This window comes from Streptomyces himalayensis subsp. himalayensis (assembly GCF_013778455.1).
In the GTDB taxonomy this organism is placed as follows: Bacteria; Actinomycetota; Actinomycetes; order Streptomycetales; family Streptomycetaceae; genus Streptomyces; species Streptomyces himalayensis.
The window spans coordinates 1-14,307 of sequence record NZ_JACEHE010000021.1 but is presented as its reverse complement, the minus strand read 5'-3'; the positions used below and the strand labels follow the sequence as shown (position 1 = coordinate 14,307).

General features: G+C 69.1%; 16 protein-coding genes. 5 read left to right on the top strand and 11 right to left on the bottom strand.

Annotated features, from left to right (window positions below; all coding sequences use genetic code 11):
• Positions 1 to 119: 119 nt before the first annotated feature.
• Positions 120 to 851 carry a ribonuclease PH gene (gene rph, locus H1D24_RS28825; RefSeq protein WP_181660644.1) on the bottom strand — a complete coding sequence of 244 codons (732 nt, stop codon included), beginning with the start codon at positions 849 to 851 and terminating at the stop codon, positions 120 to 122.
• A 163-nt stretch (positions 852 to 1,014) separates the two neighbouring features.
• A complete protein-coding gene (locus tag H1D24_RS28820) occupies positions 1,015 to 1,248 on the bottom strand; it encodes a PTS sugar transporter subunit IIB (protein WP_030569190.1) in 234 nt (77 codons plus the stop codon).
• Between the two features lie 352 nt (positions 1,249 to 1,600).
• Between H1D24_RS28820 and H1D24_RS28815 the strand changes: the two genes are divergently transcribed.
• Positions 1,601 to 2,890, top strand: a complete 1,290-nt coding sequence (locus H1D24_RS28815; protein WP_181660643.1) for a PTS transporter subunit EIIC — start codon at positions 1,601 to 1,603, stop codon at positions 2,888 to 2,890.
• A gap of 179 nt (positions 2,891 to 3,069) precedes the next feature.
• A complete protein-coding gene (locus H1D24_RS28810) occupies positions 3,070 to 4,320 on the top strand; it encodes a PTS transporter subunit EIIC (RefSeq protein WP_181660642.1) in 1,251 nt (416 codons plus the stop codon).
• Between the two features lie 121 nt (positions 4,321 to 4,441).
• Here H1D24_RS28810 and H1D24_RS28805 read toward each other — a convergent pair whose 3' ends face one another.
• Positions 4,442 to 5,194, bottom strand: coding sequence for an MBL fold metallo-hydrolase (locus H1D24_RS28805; protein ID WP_181660641.1), 753 nt, complete (start codon positions 5,192 to 5,194; stop codon positions 4,442 to 4,444).
• A 203-nt stretch (positions 5,195 to 5,397) separates the two neighbouring features.
• Here H1D24_RS28805 and H1D24_RS28800 point away from each other — a divergent pair, with 203 nt between their 5' ends.
• A complete protein-coding gene (locus tag H1D24_RS28800; protein ID WP_181660639.1) occupies positions 5,398 to 5,916 on the top strand; it encodes a type II toxin-antitoxin system PemK/MazF family toxin in 519 nt (172 codons plus the stop codon).
• 183 nt (positions 5,917 to 6,099) lie between these two features.
• Here the strand turns inward: H1D24_RS28800 and H1D24_RS28795 are convergent, their stop codons facing one another.
• The 7 genes from H1D24_RS28795 to clpS all read right to left on the bottom strand — a co-directional run bounded on the left by H1D24_RS28795 (position 6,100) and on the right by clpS (position 11,054).
• Positions 6,100 to 7,050, bottom strand: a complete 951-nt coding sequence (locus H1D24_RS28795) for a PLP-dependent cysteine synthase family protein (protein WP_181660638.1) — start codon at positions 7,048 to 7,050, stop codon at positions 6,100 to 6,102.
• A 5-nt stretch (positions 7,051 to 7,055) separates the two neighbouring features.
• Positions 7,056 to 7,334: a MoaD/ThiS family protein gene (locus H1D24_RS28790; RefSeq protein ID WP_181660636.1), complete on the bottom strand. Its 279-nt coding sequence runs from the start codon at positions 7,332 to 7,334 to the stop codon at positions 7,056 to 7,058.
• A gap of 108 nt (positions 7,335 to 7,442) precedes the next feature.
• Entirely contained in the window at positions 7,443 to 7,544 is a 102-nt protein-coding gene (locus H1D24_RS43685; protein WP_309484478.1) for a putative leader peptide, read from the bottom strand.
• A 129-nt stretch (positions 7,545 to 7,673) separates the two neighbouring features.
• Positions 7,674 to 8,099 (bottom strand): M67 family metallopeptidase, encoded by a 426-nt coding sequence (locus tag H1D24_RS28785; protein ID WP_181660635.1) that lies wholly within the window; start codon positions 8,097 to 8,099, stop codon positions 7,674 to 7,676.
• Positions 8,100 to 8,220: 121 nt separating this feature from the next.
• Positions 8,221 to 9,672, bottom strand: a complete 1,452-nt coding sequence (locus tag H1D24_RS28780; RefSeq protein WP_181660634.1) for an amino acid permease — start codon at positions 9,670 to 9,672, stop codon at positions 8,221 to 8,223.
• Between the two features lie 394 nt (positions 9,673 to 10,066).
• The gene (locus H1D24_RS28775; RefSeq protein WP_181660633.1) at positions 10,067 to 10,672 is read right to left on the bottom strand and encodes a DUF2017 domain-containing protein; all 606 of its coding nucleotides are present in this window, start codon (positions 10,670 to 10,672) and stop codon (positions 10,067 to 10,069) included.
• Between the two features lie 64 nt (positions 10,673 to 10,736).
• On the bottom strand, positions 10,737 to 11,054 hold the full coding sequence (gene clpS, locus H1D24_RS28770) for an ATP-dependent Clp protease adapter ClpS (protein WP_181660632.1): 318 nt from the start codon (positions 11,052 to 11,054) through the stop codon (positions 10,737 to 10,739).
• 185 nt (positions 11,055 to 11,239) lie between these two features.
• On the opposite strand from clpS, the gene H1D24_RS28765 reads away from it, so the two are divergent.
• Complete coding sequence (locus H1D24_RS28765; protein ID WP_181660631.1) at positions 11,240 to 12,568, top strand: nicotinate phosphoribosyltransferase; 1,329 nt, start codon at positions 11,240 to 11,242, stop codon at positions 12,566 to 12,568.
• A 318-nt stretch (positions 12,569 to 12,886) separates the two neighbouring features.
• Complete coding sequence (locus H1D24_RS28760) at positions 12,887 to 13,471, top strand: nicotinamidase (RefSeq protein ID WP_181660630.1); 585 nt, start codon at positions 12,887 to 12,889, stop codon at positions 13,469 to 13,471.
• A 37-nt stretch (positions 13,472 to 13,508) separates the two neighbouring features.
• On the opposite strand, the gene H1D24_RS28755 is transcribed toward H1D24_RS28760, so the two are convergent.
• Positions 13,509 to 13,835 carry a hypothetical protein gene (locus H1D24_RS28755; RefSeq protein WP_181660629.1) on the bottom strand — a complete coding sequence of 109 codons (327 nt, stop codon included), beginning with the start codon at positions 13,833 to 13,835 and terminating at the stop codon, positions 13,509 to 13,511.
• Positions 13,836 to 14,307 lie beyond the last annotated feature (472 nt).

Below are 14,307 nucleotides of genomic sequence, written 5' to 3'. Positions count from 1 at the left end.
GCGCACGGTGTGGCCCGTACGCCCGTATCTGTATGAACGCCGGAAGGTGCCTTCTTGGTTGCCTCTTTACCGATGGCACCGTCACCGATGCCACCGTCGCCCTTCCGGGGTGCGAGCTCTTACCGCTGCTGTTCGAGCGCGGCGCGCTGGATGGCCGTGAGTTCCGTGCAGCCGGAAACGGCCAGGTCGAGGAGGGAGTTGAGCTCCTCGCGGGCGAAGGGCTCGGCTTCGGCAGTGCCCTGGACCTCGACGAACCGGCCGTCGCCGGTGCAGACGACGTTCATGTCGGTCTCGGCGCGGACGTCCTCTTCGTAGCAGAGGTCGAGGAGCGGTACGCCGCCGACGATGCCGACGGAGACGGCGGAGACGGTGCCGGTGAGCGGGTTGCGGCCGGCCTTGACGAGCTTCTTCTTCTGCGCCCAGGCGACGGCGTCTGCGAGGGCGACGTAGGCGCCGGTGATGGCGGCGGTGCGGGTGCCGCCGTCGGCCTGGAGGACGTCGCAGTCGAGGACGATGGTGTTCTCGCCGAGTGCCTTGTAGTCGATCACGGCGCGCAGGGAGCGGCCGATGAGCCGGCTGATCTCGTGGGTGCGGCCGCCGATCCTGCCCTTGACGGACTCGCGGTCGCCGCGGGTGTTGGTGGAGCGGGGCAGCATCGAGTACTCGGCGGTGACCCAGCCCTCGCCGCTGCCCTTGCGCCAGCGCGGGACGCCTTCGGTGACCGAGGCGGTGCAGAAGACCTTGGTGTCGCCGAAGGAGATGAGGACCGAGCCCTCGGCGTGCTTGCTCCAGCCGCGTTCGATGGTGACGGGACGGAGCTGTTCGGGCGTACGGCCGTCGATGCGAGACATGCTGATGAGCCTAGCCCGAATGGTGAAGACCCCGTTCCGGTCGGGTGCGGAACGGGGCTTTCGGCCGGCGCCCTCGGACGGTCGCGCGCGGTGTGGCTCAGGGGCGGGCGGGTGCCCTCACCGGCTCAGCGGGTGCCCTCACCGGCTCAGATGGTGTTTTCGCTCACATCATGTCTTCGATGTCGGCTGCGATCGGGTCGGCGTCGGTGCCGATGACGACCTGGATCGCCGTGCCCATCTTGACCACGCCGTGCGCTCCGGCGGCTTTCAGGGCGGCCTCGTCGACCTTGCTGGGGTCGACGACCTCGGTCCGCAGGCGGGTGATGCAGCCCTCGACCTCTTCGATGTTGTCGATGCCGCCGAGCCCGGCAACGATCTTCTCAGCCTTGGTGGCCATTTCTTACTCCCTCTGTGATTCCTGCCGGGTCCGGGGCCCGCGGCGGCTGCCGCCGGTGGAGTGGCCCCGCGCAGTACGGCGAAGGACGCGGCCTCGACTTACCGCTGGTCCACTCGGCCCACCATGACCGCTTTGTCACGGTAACCCACAGTTGGCCCAACTTCGCGAGCGGTCACCCCACCCGTACCGAAGGATGGCGCACACGGTGCCGCGCCTGCGCGACGCGCCACCGGCCGCCATCCCCCACTGGTCTACACCACTATTCAACCACCGCCAACCCCCGCCCGTTCCGGTCCGGAATTCCGGGTCCGGAGCTCCGGACCGACCCCGCCACGCCCCCGGAGGACGCCGAATGAGTGCCGAGAGCGCGGCAGCCCCGGCGCGCAGCCGATGGAACAGCCTGTTCCAGGGATTGCAGAAGATGGGCCGTAGCCTTCAGCTGCCCATCGCCGTACTCCCGGCCGCGGGCATCCTCAACCGGCTCGGCCAGCCGGACGTCTTCGGGGACGAGGGGCTGGGCTGGACGGACGTCGCCAAGGTCATCGCGGCCGCGGGCGGCGCCCTGCTCGACTCCGAGCTGGGGCTGCCACTGCTGTTCTGTGTGGGCGTCGCGATCGGCATGGCGAAGAAGGCGGACGGGTCGACGGCGCTCGCCGCGGTCGCGGGGTTCCTCGTCTACTACGCGGTGCTGCAGGCGTTCCCGGTGGACTGCCCGGACGGCACCCAGGCGGTCGGCGGCGGCTGCGTGGACTACGAGAACCAGGGCTTCACGGCGGCCACGTACCAGAACCCGGGCGTCTTCGGCGGCATCGTCATGGGGCTGATCTCCGCGTATGTCTGGCAGCGGTACCACCGCACGAGGCTGGTCGACTGGCTCGGCTTCTTCAACGGCCGCCGGCTCGTCCCGATCATCATGGCCTTCATCGGGCTCCTCTTCGGCAGCCTGTGCGTCTGGGTGTGGCCGCCCATCGGCGCCGGGCTGACCGGTTTCGGCGAGTGGCTCTCGGACCTGAGCTCCTGGGGCGCAGGCGTCTTCGGCGTGGCCAACCGTGCGCTGCTGGTCTTCGGGCTGCACCAGTTCCTGAACACCTTCGTGTGGTTCCAGTTCGGTCAGTACACGAAGCCGGACGGCACGGTGGTGCACGGCGACATCAACCGGTTCCTGGCGGGCGATCCGACAGCCGGTCAGTTCCAGACCGGATTCTTTCCGATCATGATGTTCGCCCTGCCCGCGGCGGCGCTGGCCATCTACCACTGCGCGAAGCCCCATCGTCGCAAGGACGTCGGCGGGATGATGCTGTCCGTCGCGCTGACCTCGTTCGTCACCGGCATCACCGAGCCGATCGAGTACTCGTTCCTGTTCATCGCGCCGGTGCTGTATGTGATCCACGCATTTCTGACCGGAGTTTCGATGGCGGTGTCCTGGGGGCTGGGCGCGAAGGACGGGTTCAGTTTCTCGGCCGGTCTGATCGACTACGTCATCAACTGGAGCCTGGCCACCAAGCCCTGGCTGCTGCTCATCATCGGCGCGGGCTTCGCCGTCCTCTATTACGCGATCTTCCGGTTCGCCATCACGCGGTTCGATCTGAAGACCCCGGGCCGCGAGCCCGAGGAAGAGGTCGAGGACATCACCAAGGCGTAGAGCACATCACCAAGACGTAGCCGCGCCGTTACGGAGACATCTCACCCTTATCCGGCCTTCACCATCGAGCCCCCACCGTGCTACAAACAGGTCTACACCACTGACTGGTGTAGACCACGTGGATGCTGCCCACCCCATCTTCCCATGTCCCCGGCAGCACCCTGGCACATGGAGGAAGCATGAGTACGGCCACCGCTACGGCCGCCCCCGCCAAGAAGTGGGGCTCGGGTCTGTTCCAGGGCCTGCAGAAGATCGGCCGCAGCCTGCAGCTGCCGATCGCCGTGCTGCCCGCCGCGGGCATCCTGCTGCGCCTCGGCCAGCCGGACGTCTTCGGCGCCGACGGGCTCGGCTGGGACAAGGTCGCCTCCGTCTTCGCCACCGCCGGTGGCGCCGTCTTCGACAATCTGCCGATGCTCTTCTGCATCGGTGTCGCCATCGGCTTCGCCAAGAAGTCCGACGGCTCCACCGCCCTCGCCGCGCTGGTCGGCTTCCTCGTCTACAGCAACGTGCTGAAGGCCTTCCCGGTCACCGAGGCGAAGGTCCAGGACGGCGCCGACATAGCCGCGACCTACAACAACCCGGGCGTCCTCGGCGGCATCGTCATGGGTCTGCTGGCCGCCGTGCTGTGGCAGAAGTTCCACCGCACCAAGCTGGTCGACTGGCTCGGCTTCTTCAACGGGCGCCGGCTCGTCCCGATCATCATGGCCTTCGTCGGCACCCTGGTCGGCGTCGTCTTCGGTCTGGTCTGGGAGCCCATCGGTGAGGGCATCAGCAGCTTCGGCGAGTGGATGACGGGTCTCGGCGCCGCCGGTGCCGGCCTCTTCGGCGCCATCAACCGTGCGCTGATCCCGGTGGGTATGCATCAGTTCGTGAACACCGTCGCCTGGTTCCAGCTCGGTGACTTCACCAACGCCGCGGGCGAGGTCGTCCACGGCGACCTGAACCGCTTCTTCGCGGGCGACCCGGACGCCGGTATGTTCATGTCCGGCTTCTTCCCGATCATGATGTTCGGTCTCCCGGCCGCCGCCCTCGCCATCGCGCACTCCGCACGCCCGGAGCGCCGCAAGGCCGTCCTGGGCATGATGATCTCCCTCGCCCTGACCTCCTTCGTCACGGGTGTCACCGAGCCGATCGAGTTCTCGTTCATGTTCATCGCGCCGGTGCTGTACGCGATCCACGCGGTGCTCACCGCGATCTCGCTGGCCGTGACATGGGCGCTCGGCGTCCACGCCGGATTCACCTTCTCCGCGGGCGCCATCGACTACCTGCTGAACTGGAACCTGGCCACCAAGCCGTGGCTGATCATCCCGATCGGCCTTGTCTTCGCCGCCGTCTACTACACGGTGTTCCGCTTCGCGATCACCAAGTTCAACCTCCCCACCCCCGGCCGCGAGCCCGAGGAGGAGGTCGAGGACCTCACCAAGGCGTGAGCCGGTCGGTGCTCGTCTGAAGTCCCTCGCACAAGCGGCCGAAGGCCCTCGGAACCCGGAGGTTCCGAGGGCCTTCGGCCGTATCGGTCGTGGGACGCGCCTCTCAGTCGTGGGAAGCGCCTCAGATCTCGTACGTCGCCGCCGGCACCGCCAGTTCCGCCGGACCGTCGAACACCGCGCGGGCGTCCGCCAGATTGACCTCGGGGTCCGTCCACGGCGGGATATGGGTCAGGAGGAGGCGCCGGACCCCTGCGCGCTGGGCGGTCTGGCCCGCCTCGCGGCCGTTGAGGTGGAGATGGGGGATGTTCTCCTTGCCGTGGGTGAAGGCGGCCTCGCACAGGAAGAGATCGGTGTCCACGGCGAGTTCGACCAGGGAGTCGCACACACCGGTGTCCCCGGAGTACGTCAGCGAGGAACCGCCGTGCTCGAGGCGAATGCCGTACGCCTCGACGGGATGGCGCACTCTCTCCGTGTGCACGGAGAAGGGGCCGATCTCGAAGGTGCCCGGCTTGACGGTGTGGAAGTCGAAGACCTCGCTCATCGACGACGCGGAGGGCGTGTCGCCGTACGCGGTGGTCAGTCGCTGCTCCGTGCCCTCGGGTCCGTAGACGGGGATCGGAGCGGCGCGGCCGCCGTCGTGCCGGTAGTAGCGCGCCACGAAGTAGGCGCACATGTCGATGCAGTGGTCGGCGTGCAGATGGCTGAGAAAGATCGCGTCGAGGTCGTAGAGACCGCAGTGGCGCTGCAACTCGCCCAGGGCGCCGTTGCCCATGTCGAGGAGCAGCCGGAAGCCGTCGGCCTCGACGAGGTAGCTCGAGCAGGCCGATTCCGCGGACGGGAACGACCCCGAGCAGCCGACGACGGTGAGCTTCATGGAGCAGAAACCTCCGCTGGCAGGATGAGAAAACGGGGGTCGTGCGGTGCGTCGAGCGTAAGGCGCAAAAGGCTCCGTCGCTTCTCCGTCACGGTCTGTTGTGGGCGAACTCACCTGCTGTGTCACCGGATCGGACGGCTGTGCGGTTACGGGCGCGGGAGGCGGGGCGCGCAGCGGACGGGGCCCGCCGGTACCGTCGGTACATGGACACGTCCTGGTGGCTCGCCCTGGCCGCCGTGGTGCTGCTCGCCCTGGTCGCGGCGCTGGTCGACAGCTGGGGGCCGTACCGCGTACGGCGCCGGCGCGGCAGGACCAGGCCGCCGGGACGGCCCGGTGAGCGGCCGGAGCAGCCGCGGCGGCGCGTGGCACCCAGGCCGAAGCCGGCGGAGATCTGGTGGGCGAACGTGCCGTACGAGCGAGCCGGTGGCGCCTCGGTCAGGCCGGGCGGGGCGACGCGGGGTACCGGGCGGGGCAAGGACCGGCCGTGTCTGGTGCTGTCGGTGCACGGCGACACCGCGCTGGTGGCCAAGATCACCAGCAAGTACCGCGACGAGCGCCCGGGCGTGATCTCGCTGCCACCGGGATCCGTGGGCGATGCGCAGGGCCGCCCGAGCTTCCTGGAGACGGACGAACTGCGGAACGTGGCCGTATGGGAGTTCCGGCGACGGGCCGGCGTGGCGGACCCGGTCCTGTGGGACCAGGTCCGCCATCTCGCGGGGTAGCGCCTGGCCCGTGGGCAGGCGCTCCGCGGCGCGTGGTCTGTGGGCAGTCGTTCCTCCCCCAGTGCCTCAAGGGCCTGGGAGGTGCCCCTAGGGCGATGAGGGCAGACGCAACGCGGCCCCGGCGTTCGCGGGAAACCGCGCACGTCGGGGCCTGGGGCCCAGGGCCGAGCCGGCGAAGCCGGCTCAGGCCCAGAGCTGCCCGTGCAGCGTCTCGATGGCCTCTTCCGTCGTGGCCGCGGTGTAGACGCCGGTCGACAGGTACTTCCAGCCGCCGTCGGCGACGATGAAGACGATGTCCGCGGACTCGCCCGCCTTGACCGCCTTCTTCCCCACGCCGATCGCGGCGTGCAGCGCGGCGCCCGTGGAGACGCCCGCGAAGATCCCCTCCTGCTGGAGGAGTTCCCGGGTGCGGGTCACGGCGTCGGCGGAGCCGACCGAGAAGCGGGTGGTCAGCACGGACGCGTCGTACAGCTCGGGTACGAAGCCCTCGTCGAGGTTCCGCAGCCCGTAGACGAGGTCGTCGTACCGCGGCTCGGCGGCGACGATCTTGACGTCCGGCTTGTGCTCGCGCAGGTAGCGGCCGACGCCCATGAGCGTCCCCGTCGTGCCGAGGCCCGCCACGAAGTGCGTGACGGACGGCAGGTCGGCGAGGATCTCCGGGCCGGTGGTCGCGTAGTGCGCGCCCGCGTTGTCCGGGTTGCCGTACTGGTAGAGCATCACCCAGTCCGGGTGCTGCCCGGCGAGCTCCTTGGCGATGCGTACGGCGGTGTTGGAGCCGCCCGCGGCGGGGCTGGGGATGATCTCCGCGCCCCACATGCCGAGCAGGTCGCGGCGCTCCTGCGAGGTGTTCTCCGGCATGACGCACACCATGCGGTAGCCCTTGAGCCGGGCCGCCATGGCGAGCGAGATGCCGGTGTTGCCGGAGGTGGGCTCGAGGATGGTGCAGCCGGGCGTGAGCCGGCCGTCCTTCTCGGCCTGCTCGATCATGAACAGCGCGGGGCGGTCCTTGACGGAGCCGGTCGGGTTGCGGTCCTCGAGCTTCGCCCAGATCCGGACGTCCTCGGACGGCGAGAGCCGGGGCAGCCGGACGAGCGGCGTGTTGCCGACGGCTGCGAGGGGGGAGTCGTACCGCATGCCGATCAGGCCATACCGCCGGCCACGGCCGGCAGGATCGTCACGCTGTCGCCGTCGGCCACCTTGGTGTTGATGCCGTCGAGGAAGCGGACGTCCTCGTCGTTCAGGTAGACGTTGACGAAGCGGCGCAGCTCGCCGCCGTCCACGATCCGGGCCTGGATTCCGGCGTGCCGGGTCTCGAGGTCGGCGAAGAGCGCGGCGAGGGTGTCCCCGCTGCCCTCGACGGCCTTCGCACCGTCGGTGTACTGGCGGAGGATGGTCGGGATGCGGACCTCGATGGCCATGGAGTGGGCTCCTGTCGGAAGAATTCTGGTCGGTGGGCGCGCGGCTGCGCTGCTGACGTGCGGTGATACGCGAGGGCGCCGCGGCTCACGGCCGTACGGCGGGACGGCTCAGCGCGGACAGATGGCGCTGGCCAGCCTGCACAGGTCGACGTGCAGCCGCGCCACGAGCAGCATGCCCGGCGTCTTGTCGCTCACGTCGTCGATAACCATGGGGTCATCGTATCGATTCCCGGTCCGGTCTCCGGAATGGGATCTCACGTACTGGACGATTCCGGTTCGCCAGCCGGACGGGCTCCGCCAAGGGCCGCGCCCTTTCGTCGGTTTCCGGTCCGCAGCCGCTCAGCCGTAGGCCTCGACGATCTTCACTTCCTCCTCCGTGATCTCGCCGTCGAGGATGCGGAAGGAGCGGAACTGGAAGGGCCCGGCGTCGTCGGTGTCCGCCGTGGACACCAGCACGTAGTGGGCGCCCGGCTCGTTGGCGTACGAGATGTCGGTGCGCGATGGATAGGCCTCGGTGGCCGTGTGCGAGTGGTAGATGACCACCGGCTCCTCGTCGCGGTCGTCCATCTCGCGGTAGAGCTTGAGCAGATCGCCGGAGTCGAACTCGTAGAACGTCGGCGAGCGGGCGGCGTTCAGCATCGGGATGAACCGCTCGGGGCGGCCGGAGCCCACGGGGCCCGCGACGACGCCGCACGCCTCGTCGGGGTGGTCCTGGCGCGCGTGCGCGACGATCTGGTCGTGAAGGGCCTGGGTGATGGTGAGCATGCCGCTCAGGATATGCGGGCGGGCCGCCCGTACCGAAGGGTGGTACGGGCGGCCCGCATGCTGGACGATGCCGCATGCTGCACACGGCTCGCGTCCTGGACGCTGTGCGTCGGGCCGGAGCTCAGCCGACCTTCTCGAGCGAGCGCTCGTGGCGCTCCGCGACCTGCGGGTTCCGGGCCTTCAGCACGTACCAGCCGATGGCCAGCGCGGCGGCCCAGCCGGCCATGACGTACAGGCAGATCCGGGAGTCGGCGTCGTACGCGATGAGGCCGGTGACGAACAGCAGGAACAGGACAGCGATCCAGCTGCACACCGCACCACCAGGGGCGGGGAAGGAGGACGCGGGCAGGCGCCCGGCGTCGACCGCGCGGCGGTACAGGATGTGGCTGACGAGGATCATCAGCCAGGTCCAGATGCCGGCCGCGGTGGCCACCGAGGTGACGTAGCCGAACGCCTTCTCCGGGACGATGTAGTTCAGGATCACGCCGATGCCCATGAAGAGCACGGAGACCGTGATGCCGAACGCGGGCGTCTTGGTGGCGGACAGCTTGTTGAACGCCTTGGGCGCCTCGCCGTTGTCGGCCAGGGTGCGCAGCATGCGGCCGGTGGAGTACATGCCGGAGTTGCAGGACGACAGGGCCGCGGTGAGCACCACGAAGTTCACGATGGCGGCGCCGGCCGGGATGCCGATCTTGGCGAAGGCCGCGACGAACGGGCTGACGCCGGGGCCGAACTCGGTCCACTTCACGACGCAGAGGATGACGGTGAGGGCACCGACGTAGAACAGCGCGATACGCCAGGGCAGGCTGTTGATCGCCTTGGGGAGCGTCTTCTCGGGGTTCTCGGACTCACCGGCCGTGACACCGACGAGCTCGACGGCGAGGTAGGCGAACATGACGCCTTGCAGGGTCATCAGCGAGGAGCCGATGCCCTTGGGGAAGAAGCCGTCGAAGGCCCAGAGGTTGGAGACGGCGGCGGTGTCGCCGGCGGCGCTGAAGCCGAAGGTGAGGACGCCGAGGCCGATCACGATCATGCCGATGAGCGCGGTGACCTTGACCATCGAGAACCAGAACTCGATCTCGCCGAAGAGCTTCACCGAGATCAGGTTGGCCGCGAAGAGGACCACCAGGAAGACCAGGGCCGTGACCCACCGCGGGATCGACGGGAACCAGTAGTTGACGTAGATCGCGGCGGCGGTGAGCTCCGCCATGCCGGTGACGACCCACATCAGCCAGTACGTCCAGCCGGTGAAGTAGCCGAAGAACGGGCCGAGGAACTCGCGGGAGTACTCCGCGAAGGAGCCCGAGACCGGGCGGTACAGCAGGAGCTCGCCGAGCGCCCGCATGATGAAGAAGATGATCACGCCCGCGAGGGCGTACATCAGGATGAGGCTGGGGCCCGCCTTGGCGATGTTGGCACCCGCGCCGAGGAAGAGTCCGACGCCGATGGCGCCGCCGATGGCGATCATCTGGACCTGGCGGCTGCCGAGCCCGCGCTCGTACCCCTCTTCGGGGGCGTCGCCGCCCACGGCCTCATTGCCGTCGCGATGCTTATCGACCTGCGCTGAGGTCATGCTGGTGTGCGCCTTTCTCCATGCCGATCCGAGCCGTCCCGGCTTCGGATCGGATCTCGATCCCCCTGGATGTGATGGAGCTGTGCCGACCGGCGGTCTGCCGGCGTGGGCGCCCCCGGCCGGGGCATGGGTGGCCCCGTCGGGTGGTCGTGAAGATCTATCACGGCCGCAGGGGTGATCGGTTGAGGCAGATATGGCACATGCCATAGGAAGAAGCGGACAAAAGGGCCCTCGGCCCGCCATAAGCCACCGCTTTGGTGACAGGATCGTTATCCGGATTTGAGTGTCCGCTGAGCGAACGCCCTCCAGGTCCCCCCGACTTGGCAAGTCCCCCATATAGGGACACGGAAGGCAGATCCGATATCGGGAGACGGGAGGCAGATCCGGCGGTACGTCAGGGCATCAGGGTGTCGACCAGCGTCTCCTGCAGTCCGCCGAGCCACAGATATGCCATCACCATCGGCTTGCGCGGATCCTCGTCCGGCAGCCGGTAGAGCACATCGGTGTCCTCCTCGTCCGCGATGTCGAGGCGGGAGCCGATGGCCAGGCGCAGGTCGTTGAGCGCGCCGAGCCACTGCCGGGACTCGTCTGGCGTCAGCTCGAGCACGGCGCCGCCATGCCCCGCGACGGTCAGCATGTCCAGGGAACGGATCACCGCGAGCGCGTCCTCACGCTTCTTCGCCCGGAGGTCGTTCTCGGTGAAGCGGCGGAACTCGGCAGAGTGCGCGCGCAGCTCGTCGGCGTCGCCGGGCGCGGCCTCCTCGCCGCCGGGCCCGCTGTACGCGTCCGGGAAGAGCCGCTGCAGCACGGGGTCGGAGGGCGGCTCGCTCGGTCCCTCCGCGAAGAGTTCGGCAAGGGGGTCGTCGGACGCGTCCCCGCCCGGCCCCGGTCCGACCAGCTCCAGAAGCTGGACCGCCAGCGACCGGATGATGGAGATCTCGACCTCGTCGAGCGCGACGGCCGCGCCGCCCCCGGAGATCGGTTCGAAGTGTCCTGGCATAAGGGAGAGTCGCTGCTTCCGGTCCTGAGGGAGAGTCGCCGCTTCCGGTCCTGACGGTGAGCTGCTATTTCCGGTCCTGCTGGAGGGTGGCCCACAGACCGTAGCCGTGCATGGCCTGTACGTCGCGTTCCATCTCTTCGCGCGTCCCGCTGGACACCACCGCCCTGCCCTTGTGGTGGACGTCGAGCATCAGTTTGGTGGCCTTGTCCTTGGAGTACCCGAAGTAGGCCTGGAAGACGTACGTCACGTAGCTCATCAGATTGACCGGGTCGTTGTGGACGATCGTGACCCAGGGAACGTCGGGCTCGGGTACGGCGAAGGACTCCTCCGCGGACTCTGGGCGTTCGACTTCTAGGGGTGCTGGGGCCGTCACACGGCCCATGCTGCCACTTGGGGTGGGCGACCGCACAAACGCCCCGGCGGTGTCCGGCGCAAATCAGCCCATGGAAATCGTCAGAGTGACGAGATTTGGGGGTAGCATCGCTCGTATGCCGCAACTCCGGGGCGAGAAGCCCCGGGCCCCGGACGCGACCGGGGTGCCCACGAGTCATCTCGAGGAGATCCACAGTGAACGCCCCGGACCTGCGCCTGCCGGTGGACGTCCCGTCCACGGCGCTCTTCACGGACCACTACGAGCTGACGATGCTCCAGGCCGCCCTGCGCGCGGGCACGGCCGGCCGGCGGTCGGTCTTCGAGGTCTTCACGCGCAGACTGCCCGAGGGCCGCCGCTACGGCGTCGTGGCGGGCACGGGCAGGGTCCTTGACGCCGTGGAGAACTTCCGGTTCGACGAGGGCGTCCTCGGCTTCCTGCACGAGCGCGGCGTCGTGGACGAGCCCACGCTCGCGTGGCTCTCCGAGTACCGCTTCACCGGCGACATCTGGGGCTATCCCGAGGGCGAGGTCTACTTCCCCGGCTCCCCCATCCTGCGGGTCGAGGGCTCCTTCGCGGAGTGCGTGCTGCTGGAGACCGTGATCCTGTCGATCCTCAACCACGACTCGGCGATCGCTGCCGCCGCGTCGCGCATGTCGTCGGCGGCCGGCGACCGCCCGCTGATCGAGATGGGCGCCCGCCGCACCCACGAGCTGGCGGCCGTCGCCGCCTCGCGGGCCGCCTACGTCGGCGGCTTCACGAGCACCTCCGACCTGGCCGCGGGCTTCCGCTACGGCATCCCGACGGTCGGCACGTCCGCACACGCCTTCACGCTGCTGCACGACACCGAGCGCGACGCGTTCGAGGCCCAGGTGGCCTGCCTCGGCACCGGTACGACGCTGCTGGTCGACACGTACGACGTGGCCGAGGCCGTGCGCACCGCCGTCGAGGTCGCGGGCCCCGAGCTCGGCGCCGTGCGCATCGACTCCGGGGATCTGCTGCTGGTCGCGCACCGGGTGCGCCAGCAGCTGGACGAGCTGGGCGCCAAGAGGACGAGGATCGTCGTGACGTCGGACCTGGACGAGTACGCGATCGCCTCGCTGCGGGCCGCCCCTGTGGACGCGTACGGCGTGGGCACCCAGCTGGTGACCGGCTCCGGGCACCCCACGTGCTCGATGGTCTACAAGCTGGTGGCGCGCGCCGAGAGCACCGACCCGGCGGCTCCGCTCATCCCCGTCGCGAAGAAGGCGACGGGCGGCAAGACGTCGATCGGCGGCCGCAAGTGGGCCGCGCGGCGGCTCGACGAGGAGGGAGTGGCCGAGGCGGAGGTGATCGGTACCGGCCCGGTCCCGGCCGGACTCCAGGACCGGCAGCTGCTGGTCGAGCTGGTCAAGGGCGGCGCGGTTGTCGCCCGCGAGCCGCTCGACGTGGTCCGCGACAGGCACGTCGAGGCCCGCGACCGGCTGCCCCTGTCGGCGACCCAGCTGTCCCGGGGCGAGCCGGTGATCCCGACCGAGTACGTCTGACACCGCCGACACCGTGATCCCGGCCGACTACGTCTGACACCGCCAGCACCACCCGGACCGGACAGCGTCTGTGATCCCTCTGGTGCTGCCGGTGCGAAACGGCGCGCGTGGGATCGCCCGCGCATGAACGCCGGGTGAGCGGGAATGCAACGACAGCGCACATTCGAATCCACAGGCGGGCAAGGACCCCCTCCCGCAACGCATTTGAAGTCTCTAGGCTCGGTTCCACAGGCCGAGCCGCAGCCCATCCGAGACCCCCGCAGCGGGGGCCCGGGGAGCCCTCCTCGGGACGTCACAGCCAGCCGAAGGACAGCCACCATGCGCCGCGCCTTGATCGTCGTAGACGTGCAGAACGACTTCTGCGAGGGCGGCAGCCTCGCGGTCGCAGGGGGTGCCGATGTCGCTGCCGCCATCACCGAGCTGATCGGCCAGGCCCCCGCCGGCTATCGCCATGTCGTCGCCACCCGCGACCACCACATCGCCCCCGGTGACCACTTCTCGGACCGGCCGGACTTCCGCCACTCGTGGCCCGCGCACTGCGTGGCGGGCACGGAGGGCGTCGGCTTCCACCCCAACTTCGCCCCGGCTGTCGCCTCCGGAGCGATCGACGCGGTCTTCGACAAGGGCGCGTACGCGGCAGCGTACAGCGGCTTCGAGGGCGTCGACGAGAACGGGACGCCGCTGGCCGAGTGGCTGAGGGCCCGCCAGATCACCGAGGTGGACGTGGTGGGCATAGCCACGGACCACTGTGTGCGCGCGACCGCGCTGGACGCGGCCCGCGAGGGGTTCCGCACCCAGGTCCTGCTGGACCTCACCGCCGGGGTCTCGGAGGAGACGACCGAGCACGCGCTCGAGGAGATGCGCGAGGCGGGAGTGGAGCTGACGGGCAAGCCCGTCGTGTAGCCGGCCGGCACCTCGCTCGAGTCCGCCCGCGCCTCGCTCACGACCTCTGGGCCACCGGGCCGCGGAAGAGCGCCTTTATCGGGTGGTAGAGCTCCCTGACGTCGTCCGGAGCCGTGCGCCACACCAGGTTCTCGGGGTGGTGCAGGACCGCCGTTATCTCATCCGGCGTAGGCGGAGCGAGGTTCCCGCGGAGGTAGACCGCGCGCAGGCCGAGGTTGCGCAGCCGCGTCAGGGCGCGGGCACGGTTGCCCGCCTGCACGACCACCCGGACGTATCGACCGTCCGCGCACGCGGCGGGGTTCGGCAGCGTCAGTGCGACGACCACGCTTCCGTCCGGCAGCTTGCAAAAGCCTCCTGCGGCCATACCGCCCATACCCCCGTAAGAAGTCGTGTCAATAACGGACTCACAGGAGGCACCTAAACACGATCGGCCGCCACCCGCCAGAGGGGCAACGGCCGATCATGCTCTGACCTGCCAAAACGCGTGCTACTTCATGGCCTCCGAGACCTTGAGCGTGATCGTCGAGCCGCTCGAGGACTCCTTCACGATCGCGATCTTGGTGTTGATGTCAGTGATCTTGACGCCACCGAAGGGGTTGGGAACTGCTGCCGGTGTGCTGAGCAGTAGTGAGTCTTGGTGAGTGAGAGTGAGTGCTGGGCGGGCCGGGCGGGCTGGGTCTGGTCGTGCATGTGCTGGCGGCTCGCTTGCGTGGTGTGTGTCCTGGGGCGTTCTAGAGGCGAACAAGGCGAACAGAGTTTCTTTGGTCGAATGGGTGACCTTTGCTGGTGGTGGTCGTTGAGTGCCGTGACGGGATCGTCGGGCCGGGGGACGGGGG